Origin of the sequence: Hymenobacter sp. HDW8 (assembly GCF_011305775.1) — a bacterium.
Taxonomy (GTDB): domain Bacteria; phylum Bacteroidota; class Bacteroidia; order Cytophagales; family Hymenobacteraceae; genus Hymenobacter; species Hymenobacter radiodurans.
In genome coordinates, this window is the sequence record NZ_CP049907.1 from 4,349,422 (window position 1) to 4,366,186 (window position 16,765).

The following is a 16,765-nucleotide window of genomic DNA, read 5'->3' on the forward strand; positions in this document are numbered from 1 at the left end:
GCCTCATGCTACAAACGTCTATTCGCTCCATTGAGATTTTTAAGCTCTTTCTGCCGCTGAAAGAGCCCTTCGTTATTTCTCTGGGTCCCATCAATGAAGTGCAGAATGTGGTTGTGCGGATGCGCACGGCCGACGGCTGCACGGGCTACGGCGAATGCAGCCCCTACATGACCATCAACGGGGAAAGCATTGATACCTGCTTTGCCGTAGCGCAGTACCTGGCGCGCGGCCTGCACGGGCACGATGCGCTGGACATTGCCGGGAGCCTGGCTATCATGAACCGCATTATCTACGCCAATAGCAGCATCAAAAGCGCGTTTGATATAGCCCTGCACGATATAGCCGCCCAGCAGGCCGGCCTACCACTCTACGCTTTTCTGGGGGCAAATCTGATAAAGTTCTCACTACCGACATGACGGTGAGCTTAGGGCCGCCCGCCAAAATGCAGGCCGATGCCATCCGGTTTCAACAGCAGGGTTTTCCGTTCATTAAAGTAAAGCTGGGGGAAACGTTGGAGGCCGATGTAGCGCGTATTCGGGCCATTCGGGAGGGCATTGGGCTCAATCATCCGCTCAGCATCGACGCTAATCAGGGCTGGCAGACGGCTGAGGCGGCCATTGCCGTGTTGCAGGCGCTGGCGCCTTATCGTATTGCGCATTGCGAAGAGCCCATTGCCCGCCACCTGTTTATGGACCTGGCCACGGTGTCGGCGGCGTCGCCCATTCCGATTATGGCCGATGAAAGCTGCGGCGATGAGCACGACGCGGCGCGCCTGATTCAGCTGCGTGCCTGCCCGCAGTTCAACATTAAGCTGGGCAAATCGTCGGGACTGCACCGGGCCAAGAAAATCGTCGATTTGGGTGCCGCCGCCGGCCTGACCTTGCAGGTGGGGGGCTTTATGGAGTCGCGCTTGGGCATGACGGCCGCCGCTCACTTAGCCCTTACCCACGAGGCCATTCGTCACTGCGACTTCGACACCCCGCTGATGTACACCGAGGACCCCGTGGTGGGCGGAATTCGTTATCGGGCCCATGGCGTTATTGAGGTGCCGAATGTGCCGGGCCTGGGCGCCGTGATAGATGAGCAGTATCTGAGAAACGCAGAAAAGCGGGTGGTAGAGTAGCAAAGGGTAGCCTACACATACGGAGAATCGCGATTTATTAGCTTCTTGCCCGTCGAAGCTGAAATGCTTCCATTAACCTGTAAGCTTTACAGCCGCTTGCTGCGCTTATATTTTCCGCCTGTTCCCTGCCTATGCTGCTTTTGACTGCTACTCCTTACCTGACTCTTTACCTACACGAAGGCGCTTCCCGCGCCATTGAAGCGCAGTGGCTGGGCTTTGGCAGCAGTGCCATTCTGCGCCAAGCCACACTCGATGCTGTAGTGCTGGCCCGGCAATATCGTATTACCGGCTGGATTGCCGATGACCGGCTTTTGGGTTCATTACCCCCGCCGACCTGGAATGGATTGCTCAGCAGGTGCTGCCACAGCTAATTGGCGTGGGACTGAAGCGGTTTGCCCGCATTGAGTCCATGGACCCGCACAATAAAATGCTGATTGGGCAGGCGCAGACACAAACTCAGCCGCAGATGCCCTTCGAGTGGCGCCTGTTTACGGACCTACAGGCAGCTCGCGTTTGGGCCTGCGGATAGTTTCCAAAAACCATTGCTCCCAATGCCTAGGGCCAGAGCTGAAGATGATTTCAGCAATGTCTTTTAAGAAGCAAAAAAGCCTCCCAGGCGCCTGACTCGCTCGCCTGTTAGCCATTCTACTTCCCACCCACCATGAGAAAACTTCTACTGCTGCTGCTCTGGCTGCCTTTGCTTAGCTATGCTCAAACCACGGCAATAAAGTATCCGGCGCCGGTTGACGCGGATTTTAGCCTGAAGAACTACGCGTTTGAGAGCGGGGAAAAGCTGCCGGAGTTGAAGCTGCACTACACGACTATTGGTAAGCCGCGTAAAGACGCAACCGGGCGGGTAACGAATGCAGTGGTTATCATGCACGGAACTACGGGCAGCGGTAAGCAATTTCTAAGTGAGCAGTTTGCCGGCAATCTCTTCGGGCCCGGCCAGCTGCTGGATGCGGCCAAGTACTACATCATCCTGCCCGACGCCATCGGGCACGGGCAATCCAGCAAGCCCAGCAACGGTTTGCGGATGCGCTTCCCCAAGTACACCTACAACGACATGGTGACGGCCAACTACCGGTTGCTCACCGAGCACCTCGGCGTGGCCCACGCCCGACTGATCATGGGAACCTCGATGGGCGGTATGGAAACCTGGGTGTGGGGCTACCGCTACCCCGACTTTATGGACGCGCTGGTGCCCCTGGCCAGTCTGCCGGTGGAAATAGCGGGCCGCAACCGCATGCTGCGCAAAATGGCCATCGACCTGATTCAGATGGACCCGGCCTGGCAGGGCGGCAACTACACCACTCAGCCCCGTACGGGCCTGACGGGGGCTATTTCGTCGCTAATCTTTATGACCAGCAGCCCCTTGCAGATGCAGAAAACGGCCCCCACGCGCGAACTGGCTGAAGCTGCCCTAGAAAAAAGGAGAACCCAACTACTGACCTCCCTCGACGCCAACGACTTCATCTACCAGTTCGACGCCTCCCGCGACTACAACCCTGCCCCGCACCTGAGCAAAATAAAAGCCCCCCTGCTGGCCATCAACTCCGCCGACGACCAAGTGAACCCGCCAGAATTAGGCATCCTAGAACAGGAAATCAAGAAGGTGCCGAACGGACGCTACATTCTGCTGCCCATTAGCGACAAAACCACCGGCCACGGCACCCACTCCAACCCCGCCCTGTGGGGCATTAACCTCCAGGAGCTGCTGACGTTGCTGGAAAAACAGCTACCAATAAAATAGCAGGCTAAAGATTTAGAAAGAAGCTAGAGCTATGCAGCTAAAAAAAACTAGAGAGCTAGTTCCCCTCCTCAGCTGAGGAAGGGCTAGGGGTGGTTGGCAATCGGTGTTTATCTTGATTACTAAATGACCCTAACACCCATGTCAGCCCCAAAACAGGTCCACAATCTGAATTACCAAAAGCCTATCCGTCGGGCGTTGCGGAATAATTCTACCCAGGCTGAAGCTATTCTATGGCGTTCCCTCCAAAGCAGTCAATTAGCTGGCCGCAAGTTTCGTCGTCAGCACGGAATTGGGCCGTACGTAGTGGACTTCTATTGTCCAGCTAAAAGACTGATAATTGAGATAGACGGCGCTGGTCACTTCACCGCAAGTGGTGAGTCCAACGACGTCATGCGGACCGAGTATCTGGCTGGCTTAGATTATCGAGTAGTACGGTTTGAAAATCGAGCAGTGATGGAGCAGCTTGACGGGGTATTTGTAGCTATTGAGGCAACTTTTTTACCAGAAAAAGCCCCCAACGATTATCAACCACCCCCAACCCCTCCTCAGCTGAGGAGGGGAGCTAGTTTTTAGCTTTCATAGCTTTATAGCTCTGCCTTTTGCCCCCCACCGGTCCCGCCGCCCCAAACGCCACTATATTTACCTACCACCTCATCCTCTCCCTATGAAACACCTTTTCTTGTCAGCGGCGCTGGCGGCGGCTTTGCTGGGCACCCTGACCAGCCATACGCCCGCTACCAGCCACGCTACCGCCACCGTGGCGGCCGATTCGCCGGCGCTGGCGGCTATGTTTGAGAAGTATTGGGACGAGCGCGCCAAGCTCTTCCCGCTGGAAGCCACCGGGCAGGGCGACAACCGCTACAATGACCAGCTGCCCAACGACAACACCGTGGCCTACCGCACGGCCCAGCGGCAGTTTTTCCAGCAGTACCTCGACGCACTCAAGAAGTTTGACCGCAGCAAGCTCTCCGAAAACGACCGGGTGAGCTATGACATCTTCCTCTACGACATGCAGATGCGGCTGGAAGGCCTAAAGCAAAACTCCTGGATGATGCCTATTACCCAGATGAGCGGCCTGCCTATTTCGCTGGCGCAACTGGGCGCTGGCTCCGGCAACCAACCCTTCAAAACCACCAAGGATTACGACAACTGGCTGAGCCGGGTGCGCGCTTACCCCGTGTGGGCCGATTCGGCTATCGGCAACTTCCGCCGCGGCATACGAGCCGGCGTGGTGCTGCCCCGTCCGCTGGTAGAAAAAATGCTGCCTCAAATGCAGGCTATGGTCACCACCGACCCCAGCAAGAGCATCTTCTACGGACCTGTAGCCAAATTTCCGGCCACTGTATCCGCCGCCGATCAGCAGCGCCTCACCGCTGCTTACCAGCAGGCCATCAAAGAGCAGGTTGTGCCTACTTACCAGAAGCTGCACGACTTTCTAAAGAACGAGTACCTGCCCAAGGCCCGCACCACCACCGGCATTGCGGCCGTACCCGGCGGGGCCGATATGTACCGCTACGCCGTGAAGTTCTGGACCACCACCGACCGCACGCCCGACCAGATTTACCAGACGGGCCTGAGCGAGGTGAAGCGCATTCGGCAGGAGATGGAGAAGATCAAGACGGAGGTGGGCTTTAAGGGCGACCTGAACGCCTTCTTCACTTATCTGAACACCGACTCCAAGTTTATGCCCTTCAAAACGCCCGAGGAGGTGCTCAACGTGTACCGCGGCGTGCAGGCCAAGATTGACCCCAACCTGAAGAAGATGTTTGGCAAGGTGCCCAAAACCGGCTTTGAAGTGCGCCAGACTGAAGCCTTCCGCGCCGCCTCGGCCAGTGCTCAGTACAATCGTGGCCTGCCCGACGGCTCCCGCCCCGGCATCTTCTACGTGCCCATCATCGACGCCACCAAGTACAACGTGACCCGCGGCATGGAGTCGCTGTTTCTGCACGAGGCCATTCCAGGTCACCACTACCAGGTTGCCTTGCAGCAGGAAAACGAAAACCTGCCCAAGTTCCGCCGCTTCGGCTTCTACAGCGCCTTCAGCGAAGGCTGGGCCCTGTACACCGAGAGCCTCGGCAAGGAGCTGGGCCTCTACACCGACCCCTACCAGCGCATGGGCGCCCTGAACGGGGAAATGCACCGCGCCATCCGGTTGGTGGTGGATGCAGGCATGCACAGCAAGAACATGACCCGTGAGCAGGCTATCCAGTACATGCGCGACAACCGCTCCATCGACGAGCAAGCCGCCACCGCCGAAATTGAGCGCTATATGGCCTGGCCGGGGCAGGCGCTAGCCTACAAAACCGGGCAGATGAAGATCATCGAGCTGCGCAACAAGTACGAAAAGCAACTTGGGGGCAAATTCAACCTCCGCGCCTTCCACGACCAACTGCTGCAGAATGCCGCCATGCCCCTGGCTATAGCTGAAAAGACGATGGATGCTTGGGCGTTAACGCAGAAGTAAATGCAGAAGGTGATTATCACAAATAAGCCCCCCAACATGCGCTGGGGGGCTTATTTGTTTTAATGTAAAATCGGAAAATTTACTTTATAAATGTAATTATAGAAAATGAATATTTATTTAGGTATGGATGCAGGTATTACTTGTGGATAGTGCTTTTTGAAATGGTCTGCAGTTTTAGGAAACATATTTATTCTCTCCTCAAAAGAGTTAGGTATCCATTTGTTGTTAAAATACTTGTACCAAATTTGCTCTATAACGCTATTATTTGATTTGGCATCTAAATAAGTGCCATCAGGGAAAAAGTATTCTTCTAACTGCCAGCCATATTTATCTCTGTTATCTAAATCGTTTAGTTCACTGTCGAATTGTGGTATAATAAAGCCAACTGGGGGGGCAATTTTTTGTAGAAGCCATGAGCCAGTTATTCTTTTGCCATTCTACAAAATATTTTATTTTATTTTCGGTTTGATAATCCTCATGTGTATAAGTCTTTAATTGCTTTTTGTCTTTGCTGTTCAATCTATACTGTAATTGTCTTATATGGGGCTTGTAATCATTATTAGTATTTTTGATTCTTACATGATCCGTATTAAACTTTCCTCTAAATATTATACATTCGTCATCCTCTGTTTTTATTAGTGTATCTATTTTTAGTAAATATATAATATGTTTAATATTTATATTGCACATAAGAGATGGAATTTTAATTCCATAGCTTGACTTCCTCATTACTATTAAATTTTCTAGCCATTTTCCACGCCAATCTTTTTCGCTGAAGTAATCTAAATTATCAGGTCCATTGTAAAAAAACCATGCGATCATTTCAGTTATTAAATCTGTAACTAATTCCTTACCAAACGGGTAATCGTTTGTTCTTAGGTCATTTCGCTGTAGATTTAATGGGAAAAGTCCATCAACGTCTTTAATAAATATTTTAGGATATAGAGGATAAAAAAACTGATGTAAATTTCCTTCAAAATGTGATAAAGGTATTTCGCGTAACGTATCAGAATCGCTAACGAATAAGCCATTACATATTAGTCTTGGGGCGTTCTGAAATGACCAAAATACCTCATAAGGGTGATTTGAATTTAGCTTTTTCCAATCGTTCTTTATTAAATCTTCATTAAATTTAAATTTGCTTGTATAAGTGGTGTGCTCCTTTGTTATACTAAATCGTTTTCGAGCTATTGTGGGGTACTCAAGGCAATACCAATCCCATAGACCTGGTCGAGCTTTCCTGTAACTATTATTAGTTAATTCCTTATAATTATTAACGTCAACTTTTACTTTGATTAAAGTTCCTACATTTATATTGTCTTTTTTTATGACTTCTATAGTGTTAGTTTCTAGCTGAGTTTTAAAATAGTAACCCTTTTCATCAGTTACATGACGAGTTTCTACTTCTATTTCATCTCCAATAAGAAAGGCCGCTAAAGCCCCCACTCCAAAACGGCCAGAGCGAAGAACTTTTGATTTGTTAGTGTTCTTTTCTGAACTACTACTGTGTTCAAAAGCTGATTTCCATCTGTCACTTTGCCTATATGAGGCACCTGCACGTAAAAAGTAATCTCTAATAACTTCTTCTTTCATTCCTATGCCTTTGTCTGAAATAGTCATATAAGCTTGATTATTTATCAAGGGTGATAGTTCAATTTCAACGTCCTTTTCCTGAAGGCGCCGGGGTTTGCTAATGCATTCAGGATGATCTAAAATAAATTGATCATATTCTCTAACTGCGTCAATAGAATTTTGCATTAATTCTCTCACTCCATAACTTGGATCGTCACTATAGAGAGGTCCAATAAGCAATTTTAATAACTCTGCTCTAGCTATATCAAATCGAATCAAGTCAGGTACGTACGAGACGGTATCTGAAAATTGTTTGACATCATCAATGTTAGATCTAATTCTTCGGAAGGAAAGGCCAAGTTTTCGAAGTCCCTTTTGCTTACCATAAACCTCACCAAGTACTGCCCATGATGCATCCAACTCTGATTGAATACCGTTTAGCCACTCCTTTAAACGTAAAAATAATTCAACCTCTGATGGTAATGCATGAATTTGTAATGATTCGGGATCATCATGAGTTGCTGTTATGTTTTTAACAGAGTGATGAGTCTTGAATTCTATTTGTGAAATGCGGCTGGGTATTTCTTTGTATTTAAAGGCTATTTCCGAGGCACGAGAAGACTGTATTTGCAGATAATCAGCTACACGCAATAGTGTCATCAAATACACAGCGTGTATCCCTTGGTATTCACGGGTACTGCCAAACTTATATTGCAAGTAGTCAAGACAATCTCTTACATGAAGGTTATGGCTTCTTGCAATAACTCCAGCTAAGTCTCTGCGTTCTAAGGGTAATTTTTCGTTTACTCGTAAAGCTACACCTTCGTATCCAGGAACTCCGAATATGGCGATTTCATGTGCTAGCCTCGCATGGTGTTTGCGAATGAATTCCCCAATTAACCTATGATCTGATTCGTTTAGGTCATTAAAATGTTCAAAGGGGTCTTGGACAGAGAAACGTGCAATTCCATTTTCGTCAGTTCCGAAAATCGAACTTAATTTATTGTCATCCCATCTGCGAGCGAAAAATAAAAAGTCTTCCCATTCTTCTGTCCATGTTTTTTTATCAAACTCTGCAATAATATTTTTACTATAATTGCCATAAATAAGTTCTTTAAATCCTGCTTTCGATAAGTGCATTGCGCAATCATGAAATAAAACGGATAATATTAAAGTTCCTGCATCAGACGAAGAAAAGTAATCTTTGCTTTTTTTAGGAATTAAGGCACATGTAGTAGCTAAAACCTCTTGTAAATGTTTAATTCCATGGTCTGTATAATCGACAAAAAATGGCATTTTACTATCTTCAAGCCAAGAAGTGAATTCTTTTATAGCTTCTTGTATAGAAAAATTATATTCATTTGTATCAAGTAAGTCTTTTAATAATTTTGGGAGTTTGAAATTTGACATACATCAATCTTTAAAGGAAATAGCAGGAGAGCGTTTTGGTAATGCTTGATCAATAATACAATTAAGCATTTACATTGCCATTCCGCCGCCTCCAAATAATCAGCGTTCTGTTTCGCTGTTATTCAAGTTAGAGTGGGGCAGGTAGCTCAATAAGAGAAGCTGCTATGCCGGGTGTTGCCCTAATAATGCTGCGCTGCATGACCAGAGCGAGTTTCATTTATTCTGACGCGCGAAATAGCGCCCGGCTGAGCACACTTTGGCCCGGTTTTGTGAATAGCTATTGTGGGCTTGCTTCTTCGTAACAGCCGCCCTCAACTGCCCTTTTCACCTTGGCCTATTCCTAGGCCGCACACCCTTCCCGTTATGTATACATTGCTCTTACTAGGCGGCGGCACCATCGGTGATGATGGCATGCGCCTACCCGCTTAAGTTAGCGGGTTTGAAAAAGCGAAAGGGCAGCCGCATATGCGGCTGCCCTTTCGCTTTTAGCGGTTGGTTTTAGTGGTAGGTATTACCCATCTGCTTGGCTTTTGCTAGGACAGACTCTCAGTCTGCTCGAAAAAGTCTGTTACCGCTCAAGCCTGAACGTGGTGTAAACCTATAGTACTGCCTCAGGCTGTAGCTGTTCAACTAAGTTCTGCAACGCCTGATTTTGGGGAAGCGCACGGGCCAACATCATCAAGCCGGCACGCTGCTGCTGATCGAGCGGAATGGCTTGGCCAGCGGTGTAGCAACGGCTGTTCTGCTCGAAGCGGGCGCGGGCATCTGGGCGGCTGCGGTGACCTTCGAGGCGAAACTGGGCCGGTACCAGCAGGCCAAATAGCAGCTCCCGGGCCAGATCGGGGTACCGGTCGAGGGAGGGAGCTACGCCCAGATCATGCGAGAACATATGCATCGACTCGTGAGACGTAATTTCATCGCGCACCTGCTTAAACTGCTCGGCTTCGGCCAAGCCCTGCTCCATTTGCGTCTGGGTGGGCAACGCGTGTTGGCCGCTCCAGCAAGCCGCAACCCAACGCGCCTGCAGCTCCACGGTGGGAAAATAAGAGCCGATTTGACCAAAAAGACCCAGGAAGGCCACATTGGGCAAATCGGGGTGGAAAGTAAAGTGGTGCAGGTCGAGGCACTTGTCGTCGGCAAGCACCGTCTGACGGATGTCCTCACTTAGAAAGGGCAGGTGCAGGCCGAAGCCCGTAGCCAGCAAAATAGTGTCTACGGTTACCTCTTCGCCCGAGGTAAGGATAGCGCCAGTTGGGGTGAACGTGCGCACCCCCGTCACGGCGCGGATGCGGCCGCTGGCCAGCTGGTCCAAGTAGTTCTGGCACATCGAGACGCCCGCTTCCAGCAGATTGTCGCTGGGGGGCAAACCCCCGAAATCAGCCGGATTACCGAAGCTCTCGACAATGAGCTTCCTCAGGCCCGCCGCCGCTTCCGGAGGCGGTAATACCTGGCTTAGGTACGTTGCGAAACGATTGAATACGTGCTGCTCCGCAGGCATGCCATGTAGCAGCTTGCGAATGATGTAGCGCGGCTTTCGGCACGACGACAGCACCGGCGGGCCGTCGTTCAAGGCGAGGTCGCTGGCAATTTCCAACCCACTGATGCTGTTGCCCACCACCAGTACGCGCTGCCCGGCAAAGGCTTGCCGACCCCGGTAAGCAAATGAATGCAGCACCTTACCCCGGAACTGATCTAGGCCCGGCGTAGCTGGAAAGTTGGGATGATTGTAGCGGCCCGAGGCCAGAATAACGTGCGAAAATAGCTCCTTCACCCCATCACCGTCCGGGGTACGGGTCGTCACCCAGTATTGCCCTTCCGGCCCTCGGCTGATGAACTCCACGCGGGTATTCAGTCGTATGTAAGGGCCTAAGCCAAAGTGGTGGGCATACGCCGTGAGATACGCCAGCACCTCCTGATTGGTAGGAAACATCTGGGTGCCGGCCGGATGGTCAAAATCTGAAAACGACATCAGCACATGGGGGGAGTTGGCGTGCATGTCGGGCCAGATGCCGCTATGCGCCGCTCCCTGATTCCACTGTCCCCCAATGTGACTGCTTTGCTCAATGAGAACCGGCGTAAGTCCTTCTTCCAGCAACGACTTAGCGGCGGCAATGCCAGCGGGCCCGCCCCCGACAATGGCAACTTTCAAGTTGTTCATACAGGCAATATGAATTTGGTGAGGAAAAGCAGGTTAGCAGTCCTTAGGGAAGGTGTTGGGGGGCTTTTTGCCGCTGACTGAGATAGTTGTAAGCAGAGAACTAGAGCATAGTAGCTAGGCCAGAATCAGGCAATGCAGCAGCTTAGACTACCCAGAAAGATGGGTAGCACGCAGAATATGAATGGCAGCAATCTTTTCTAAGATGAGCCGCTCAGCCTTCAAGTATTGAGTAATGAAATGTATAAGTTATATAGATGTATTTCAAGAAATAATAGAACTATAATTTTATAAAATACTGAGTTGTCTTAAAGACGAAGGAGGACACCGTCTCTACTTGTTGAGACGGTATCCTCCTTCGTCAGAGTATTAACGCTGATAAGTTTACGTTTGCAATCGGGCTGTTTTCGGCTCATTCAGCTACTGAATCGTATTTCTAGCTAGGTGTCATACAACCAACTGCGGCAGATACGAGGCGCCGACCGGCACGGCATGGCCGCGCACGGTTACCTGGTGACGCTCCAGCTTGTCAATTTTGTCTTTGGCCACCACAAAGGAGCGATGCACCCGCACAAACTGATCGGTGGGCAGCAGCTCGCTGAGCTCCGTCATGGTCATGCGGGAGAGCAGACGTTTGCCCCCCAGCACGAACGTGACGTAGTTCCCGGCCGCTTCCATGTATAGAATATCCGCGTAGGGCACGCGCACCTGCTCTGTGCCCGTCTTCACAAACACGTAGTCTTTGGTCTGAACGGTTTGGTCGCGGAGGCGGAGCAGCTCGTGGGCTTTGTTGCAGGCTTTCATGAACCTGGCCAGCGAGAAGGGCTTGAGCAGATAATCCACAGCATCCAGCTCAAAGCCCGTCACAGCATGCTCGGAATAAGCCGTAGTAAAAATGACCAACGGCTTTTTCTGCAGGCTGGTCACAAACTCCAGCCCCGAGATGTCGGGCATCTTGATATCCAGAAACAGCAGGTCGACGGGCTCCTTTTGCAAATACTCCATAGCCTCGCAGGCATCCGTGAAGCAAGCTTTAAGCTCCAGATACGGAATTTTGCCCCCCAGAGAACGCACCACCTCCAGCGCCATCGGTTCGTCGTCGATTGATATTGCTTTCATAGGTGTTTGGGCGGGTGGGGTTAGTAGAGAAAAAGGGCCGGTGATAATGGTGACTCATCCAAAATAGGCGGTCATGCTGAGCCTGCCGAAGCATCTCTCCCGCTTCGTTGCTAAATTAATTGATTTCAGCATTGCGGGAGAGATGCTTCGGCAGGCTCAGCATGACAGACGTTCTAGGAGGGTTAGATAAAGCCCTTCGAAATTAAGGTCAATGTTTAGAAGCATGAAAGAAGGCTTTCATTAGGTGATTCTTTCCCATTTAGTTCAAATACTATGTATATCTACATCTTGACTAACCCAACCAGAACGGTGCTGTATATTGGCGTCACCAACGACCTTACGTGCCGCCTTTACGAACATAGTGATGGGCGTGGCGATGCCAGCAAATTCACAGGGAGGTATCAAGCGGATTTGTTGGTGTACTTCGAGCTCTGTGCCGATGCTATGCAGGCTATAGCGCGGGAAAAGCAGTTGAAGGGTTGGACACGCAGCAAGAAAGAAGTATTGATCAACACGTTCAATCCGACTTGGCAGACAATTGACTTAGAAACTTGGACTGGTTAACAATGAAGCGGTCATTGCCACACTAACTGTCATGCTGAGCGAAGTCGAAGCATCTCTACACGAGTACTAATTAACGAAGCGGGAGAGATGCTTCGACTTCGCTCAGCATGACCGCCTTTGTAATTTGTTATCCAATTACTCTTACACTACTGCTGGGCGCTAGCGCCCAACTGCAGTGTAAGGTGCACAAAAAACTCCTGTGGGGTTTCCCTAATGGATAGCTCGTGCTTGCCGGGGTAGAGGAGGGCCAAGCGCTGCCGCACGTTTTCGAGGCCTACACCAGAGTGGTCTTTTTCTAGGTCTAGCTCCTGCTTGGGGTGGGTGCTGTTGTACACGTCAAAGTAAAGCTTGTCGGCTTCGTAGTGCAAGGTCACCCGTATCCACGATTTGCGTTTTAGACTGATGCCGTGCTTAAAGGCATTCTCCACGAAGGGAATCAGCAGCATGGGCGCAATCCACTTCTCGGCCACCACATCCTCAATGCTGGTTTCGATGCTGATGTTGGGTGAGGTGCTCGTCCGGAGCGACTGTAGCTCGATGTAGTTGCGCATATACTCCACCTCCCGGGTGAGCAGAATCTGGCGCTGGTGGTTTTCGTGCAGCATAAACCGCATCATGTCGCCCAGCATCTGAATACCCTGGGCCGTGCGCTCACTGTTTTCCTGCAGGGCCGTACCGTACAAGGTGTTCAGACTATTGAACAGAAAGTGCGGATTGATCTGGGAACGCAAAAAATTCAGGTTGGCTGTCGACTGGCCCAGTTCGGTTTGCAGCACGCCAATTTCTTCCTTGCTCTTTACGCGCCGCTTATAGAGATTCCAGGTCAGCGGAGCCGTAATAAAGAGTTGAAAGCCCTCATTGAAAAAGGCAAAACCAGCTCCTACATCCGGATCATCGCAGAAGATCAGAACCAGGAGCATCACCGGCCCAAAGGATATAAGCAGGGACAGCAGCACCCAGAGGATGTATGATCGCACCGGCCGCTGCTTTGTTACCATTCTCGGGATGAGGTAGTAATAGGCGAAAAAATAGAAGGCTGCCGTAAGCGGCACAAGCATCGCCCCATACAGGATCATCTCTTCGGCTCCCACCGCCATAAGTAGCAATACGGTCACTAGCCACACGCTGAATGCCAGTGCCACTTCGCGCACAATAGATCGGTTCTCCGGCTTGATAATCAGGGGCCTTGGGATAAAGCGCAGAACCGCGTACTTCAACAGGGAGTACGTTCCCAGAAAAACCAGCAACTGAAAAGCCCCCCCAAAGCCTTGCTGGAAGAGCGCATTGTAAGTGTCCTGCTCCGTGGGATACTCACGGAAAAGATACGTAGCAGCATAGGTGTCAGTGGTGCCAAAAACCAGTCCCGCCGCCACATAAGCCCCCAGCAGCAGCAGAATATTGCGGGCCACCTGTTCGCGCCGAAGTAGCTGGGGCACTACCACAAAATTGACCAGCAGAAACGCGAGGTAAACGGTAACGAAAACGAGTACGCGCGGGTAGAAGAAATTGGCGTAATAGCCGAACGATATTCCCGCTTCCTCGAACAACTGGCGGGCAACGGTCGCGTCGCTGCTGTCGAGCAATAGGATAGAGAAAATTAGCAGGACAGTGGCGACCCCAAACTCAATTTTGGAAAGCGTAGAGGGCTTATCGATGTACTCCGTGAAATCATTCATCGGGAGGTCTGTTGTCTGAGGCTGCGCCTCTTCTAGCGTGGGTGTCATATGAGGGGCGCGTTAGGCAGGCGTAGTGTTTTGAGGGAAAGGGACTTATTGTCTGGGAGCGCGGGGCAAAGCGCTCGGCATGACGGTCTGAAAGGAAAGTTTCCTGCACACATTCAACTGTAAATTATCTGGCTTAAAATGAAGGTAATCTTTTCTGTTTTCTGCGTCTGGGGGGCTTTTTGTAGAGACGCAGAGTGTTGCATCTCTACCGCGTTTAGCTAACCCAACCATCCCATAGCGCTGTAGATATTGTCGTACAAAGAGCAGTAGGAGGGAGGCTGCTTTATTCCTGGCGCTTGGCCTCCGTCACTTCCCAGCGGCCTTCCCGAATGGTGAGGCCCGCGGCCCGATCCGCAGAAGGCGTGAAGATGATTTGATTGTCGTCGTTGCCGGAGGGAATAAAGACGTTGCTGCCTTGGCTGCGGAGCCGAAAAGCCGGTCCGCCGGTTACCTGCGCGTGCAGCTTGCCGCTTTCCTCATACACTTTCAGCACCCGCGTTTTGGCGCCCGACTTGTAAGTGTAGGTGCCAGCGTAGCGCGCAATATTATCGGGCGTCAGGGGCAAGTCGCGCACGCGTATGCCGAGGGCCGTGCGCGACAGCGCCTTCGTGATGGTTGCAGGATTGGCCTTCACGGAGTTGGCCAGGACTACTACCGTTAGCCCGTTTTTGGGATAATGAGCCAGCGCCGACACGAACCCATTGGCGCCACCCGTGTGAAATATCTGCTCGTGCGACCCCAGCTCCGCCAATTGCAAGCCATAGCCGTAGCCAATGGTGTCGCCGTTGGCCAGGACGGTGGGGGTAGTCATGAGCCGGAACGAAGCGGGCGACACCACCTTGCCACCGTGCAGCAAAGTAGTCCAGTGCAGCATGTCGCCTACGGTAGAGGAAAGGCCCCCCGCGGCGGGCCCAATGTGCATGCTCAGATAGCGGGCGTTGATGAGCGTTTTTCCTTCGTACTCGTAGCCCGCTGCCCGCTGCGGAATCACGCGGCTCGACTCACAATACATGGTATTGCTCAGGCCCAGCGGCCTCAGTAATTCGCGCTCCAGATAATCCTGGTACGGGACGCCCGTCACCCGACTGATAATCTCGCCCAGCAAGTAGTAGCCGAAGTTGTTGTACTCGTATTTCTCGCCGGGCTTGAACTCGAAAGGCTGCTTGGCAAACATCTCGATCATTTCGGGATACGTGAGGTCGAGGCGGAAGCGCTGGCGGTTTTCCTCGTGCATCACCCGAAACGCCTTGATGCCCGACGTATGATTCAGTAGGTGGTGAATAGTGACGTGGTGGCCCTGCGTGGGGTAGTCGGGCAAGTAGTTGGTGATGGGGTCGGTGAGCGACATTTTGCCCGCCTCTACCAGCCGCATTACGATAGCCGCCGTGAACTGCTTGGTGATGGAGCCCACCTTATACGAAGTAATGGAGCCCACATCAACGCCCGTTTCTACATTGGCTTTGCCATAGGCTCGGGCCAATACTAGCTGGCCATTCTGGGCTACGCCCACGCTCATGCCCGGCGTGAGGCCGGCCGTTATCTGGGCCTGCGCGGCCGAGTCGGCCACGGCCAGGAGGCGTTTTATATCAATGGGCTGCACAGTGGCTTCACTCCGGGGTGAGCCTCCCACGGGCGTAGTGGCCGAGCGCGTGCAGCTCGTCGCTGTGGGCATACCCAGCACGAGCAGCAGGCCGCAGGCAAAAGGACGGGCGCGCTGCAATAAGCTAAAAGAGGAAGTGAGTGTGGTAATGGCGGAAGTTCTCATGATGCGTAGGGTTGTCGTTTTTGATACACCTGGCCCCGCTAGCTGGGCCTATCATGAGCAAGAATAAGCGGCCGTAACTGCCCCCAAAACAAAATGTGACGAACAGGAAAATGCTGTGACGAACTCCTCGCCTTGTTTGAAAAAAGCCCCCCGCCCAGTGACGAATTTGCCCCCCGCGATGGGCAAAAGAAGTGTAGGAAAAGACAACCTTCCGGACTGGCTTTGCGAATGAAGAAGACATCTTCCCACGCAATTATTCGAGCAAGCCGCCCCTACGAATCCCCGAACTTGATTGTCATCTCTAACCATCGTGTACTGCTATGGGTAAAGGCAAGAAGAAAGGTTCTAAAAAGGCTAAGAAGCTGGAACAAGATATGCTGGACGTGGCCGCCGAATCGATCCGGAAGTATCGCCGGATAAGTAAAGAAATCGGCAAGCTGAGTACCACCCAGAAAATAGTTGGCGGGGTAGGGTTGCTCGCCGCCGCCATTACTTACTTGACCCACAAGGAGGTACTAGATGGTCTTACTTCCCCGGGTGGCCCTTTAGCTTCCCTGTTACCAGGCAAGGCTAAGGATAAAGATCTTGGGCCGGAAGCTTTGCCCCCCAAGCCAGACGAGGAACCGAGGAAGCCTGTAAAAAGGAGGGTAGCCGATAAGGGCCAGAAGCACTTCCCCGCATCAGCGTCCCACTCCTGAAGCTCGACATAACCTTGCACTACGGAGCCGCGAATACAGATTTCAGCTTTGGCTGACACCCATGCACGCACTTCCTCCTAAATGCTACTGATATGAAAAAGAGCAAGAAACAGAGCGCCAAAAAGGATAAGAAAGCTGCTAAGCAGAAGAACAGTACTTCCTTGTTTGGTGGGTCGGCGAAGTCCGGGAAAAAAGGAAAACGGCAGAATGGACTTAGCGCGTTAACCAACGGCCAGAAAGTAGCGGGCGGCGCGGCTCTCTTAGCCGCCATGGGCCTGGGCTATTGGGCGCAGAGCCGCCGCGCTAACACCACAGCCACACCTGCAACTGCTGCCACCGGCACCGAACAAAAAACAGCCTCCTGAGGGGAGGCTGCTTCATGCAGCTTGCTACTTGCGGCTACTTCAATAGCAGCTTA

At 51.6% G+C, this 16,765-nt stretch carries 15 protein-coding genes; 10 read left to right on the forward strand and 5 right to left on the reverse strand.

The annotated features are described in order from the left end of the window. Positions 1-5 precede the first annotated feature (5 nt). The 7 genes from G7064_RS22535 to G7064_RS18685 all read left to right on the forward strand — a co-directional run bounded on the left by G7064_RS22535 (position 6) and on the right by G7064_RS18685 (position 5,340). Positions 6-416, forward strand: a complete 411-nt coding sequence (locus G7064_RS22535) for a hypothetical protein (RefSeq protein WP_240935584.1) — start codon at positions 6-8, stop codon at positions 414-416. After that, on the forward strand, positions 413-1,123 hold the full coding sequence (locus G7064_RS22540; RefSeq protein ID WP_240935585.1) for a mandelate racemase/muconate lactonizing enzyme family protein: 711 nt from the start codon (positions 413-415) through the stop codon (positions 1,121-1,123). The genes G7064_RS22535 and G7064_RS22540 overlap by 4 nt, the downstream gene beginning before the upstream one ends. A gap of 131 nt (positions 1,124-1,254) precedes the next feature. After that, a complete protein-coding gene (locus tag G7064_RS18665) occupies positions 1,255-1,494 on the forward strand; it encodes a hypothetical protein (protein WP_166074772.1) in 240 nt (79 codons plus the stop codon). Next, positions 1,479-1,652: a hypothetical protein gene (locus G7064_RS18670; RefSeq protein ID WP_166074773.1), complete on the forward strand. Its 174-nt coding sequence runs from the start codon at positions 1,479-1,481 to the stop codon at positions 1,650-1,652. Before G7064_RS18665 ends, G7064_RS18670 begins: the two co-directional genes overlap by 16 nt. A gap of 132 nt (positions 1,653-1,784) precedes the next feature. Beyond that, positions 1,785-2,876, forward strand: coding sequence for an alpha/beta fold hydrolase (locus G7064_RS18675; protein ID WP_166074774.1), 1,092 nt, complete (start codon positions 1,785-1,787; stop codon positions 2,874-2,876). Between the two features lie 138 nt (positions 2,877-3,014). After that, positions 3,015-3,449 carry an endonuclease domain-containing protein gene (locus tag G7064_RS18680; protein ID WP_166074775.1) on the forward strand — a complete coding sequence of 145 codons (435 nt, stop codon included), beginning with the start codon at positions 3,015-3,017 and terminating at the stop codon, positions 3,447-3,449. Positions 3,450-3,540: 91 nt separating this feature from the next. Further along, a complete protein-coding gene (locus tag G7064_RS18685; protein ID WP_205711142.1) occupies positions 3,541-5,340 on the forward strand; it encodes a DUF885 domain-containing protein in 1,800 nt (599 codons plus the stop codon). 354 nt (positions 5,341-5,694) lie between these two features. On the opposite strand, the gene G7064_RS18690 is transcribed toward G7064_RS18685, so the two are convergent. The 3 genes from G7064_RS18690 to G7064_RS18700 form a co-directional block, all read right to left on the reverse strand. Continuing rightward, on the reverse strand, positions 5,695-8,322 hold the full coding sequence (locus tag G7064_RS18690; protein WP_166074776.1) for an ATP-binding protein: 2,628 nt from the start codon (positions 8,320-8,322) through the stop codon (positions 5,695-5,697). Between the two features lie 598 nt (positions 8,323-8,920). Then, entirely contained in the window at positions 8,921-10,480 is a 1,560-nt protein-coding gene (locus G7064_RS18695; RefSeq protein ID WP_166074777.1) for a flavin-containing monooxygenase, read from the reverse strand. A 444-nt stretch (positions 10,481-10,924) separates the two neighbouring features. Then, positions 10,925-11,596 carry a LytR/AlgR family response regulator transcription factor gene (locus tag G7064_RS18700; RefSeq protein ID WP_166074778.1) on the reverse strand — a complete coding sequence of 224 codons (672 nt, stop codon included), beginning with the start codon at positions 11,594-11,596 and terminating at the stop codon, positions 10,925-10,927. Between the two features lie 273 nt (positions 11,597-11,869). On the opposite strand from G7064_RS18700, the gene G7064_RS18705 reads away from it, so the two are divergent. Then, entirely contained in the window at positions 11,870-12,160 is a 291-nt protein-coding gene (locus G7064_RS18705) for a GIY-YIG nuclease family protein (RefSeq protein WP_166074779.1), read from the forward strand. A gap of 146 nt (positions 12,161-12,306) precedes the next feature. Here G7064_RS18705 and G7064_RS18710 read toward each other — a convergent pair whose 3' ends face one another. Both G7064_RS18710 and G7064_RS18715 read right to left on the reverse strand, forming a co-directional pair. Then, positions 12,307-13,884, reverse strand: a complete 1,578-nt coding sequence (locus tag G7064_RS18710; RefSeq protein WP_240935586.1) for a sensor histidine kinase — start codon at positions 13,882-13,884, stop codon at positions 12,307-12,309. A 283-nt stretch (positions 13,885-14,167) separates the two neighbouring features. Further along, entirely contained in the window at positions 14,168-15,649 is a 1,482-nt protein-coding gene (locus G7064_RS18715) for a serine hydrolase domain-containing protein (protein WP_166074780.1), read from the reverse strand. A gap of 320 nt (positions 15,650-15,969) precedes the next feature. Here G7064_RS18715 and G7064_RS18720 point away from each other — a divergent pair, with 320 nt between their 5' ends. Together G7064_RS18720 and G7064_RS18725 are read left to right on the forward strand one after the other, a co-directional pair. After that, complete coding sequence (locus G7064_RS18720; RefSeq protein WP_166074781.1) at positions 15,970-16,347, forward strand: hypothetical protein; 378 nt, start codon at positions 15,970-15,972, stop codon at positions 16,345-16,347. Between the two features lie 92 nt (positions 16,348-16,439). Then, a complete protein-coding gene (locus G7064_RS18725) occupies positions 16,440-16,712 on the forward strand; it encodes a hypothetical protein (RefSeq protein WP_166074782.1) in 273 nt (90 codons plus the stop codon). Positions 16,713-16,765: the final 53 nt, after the last annotated feature.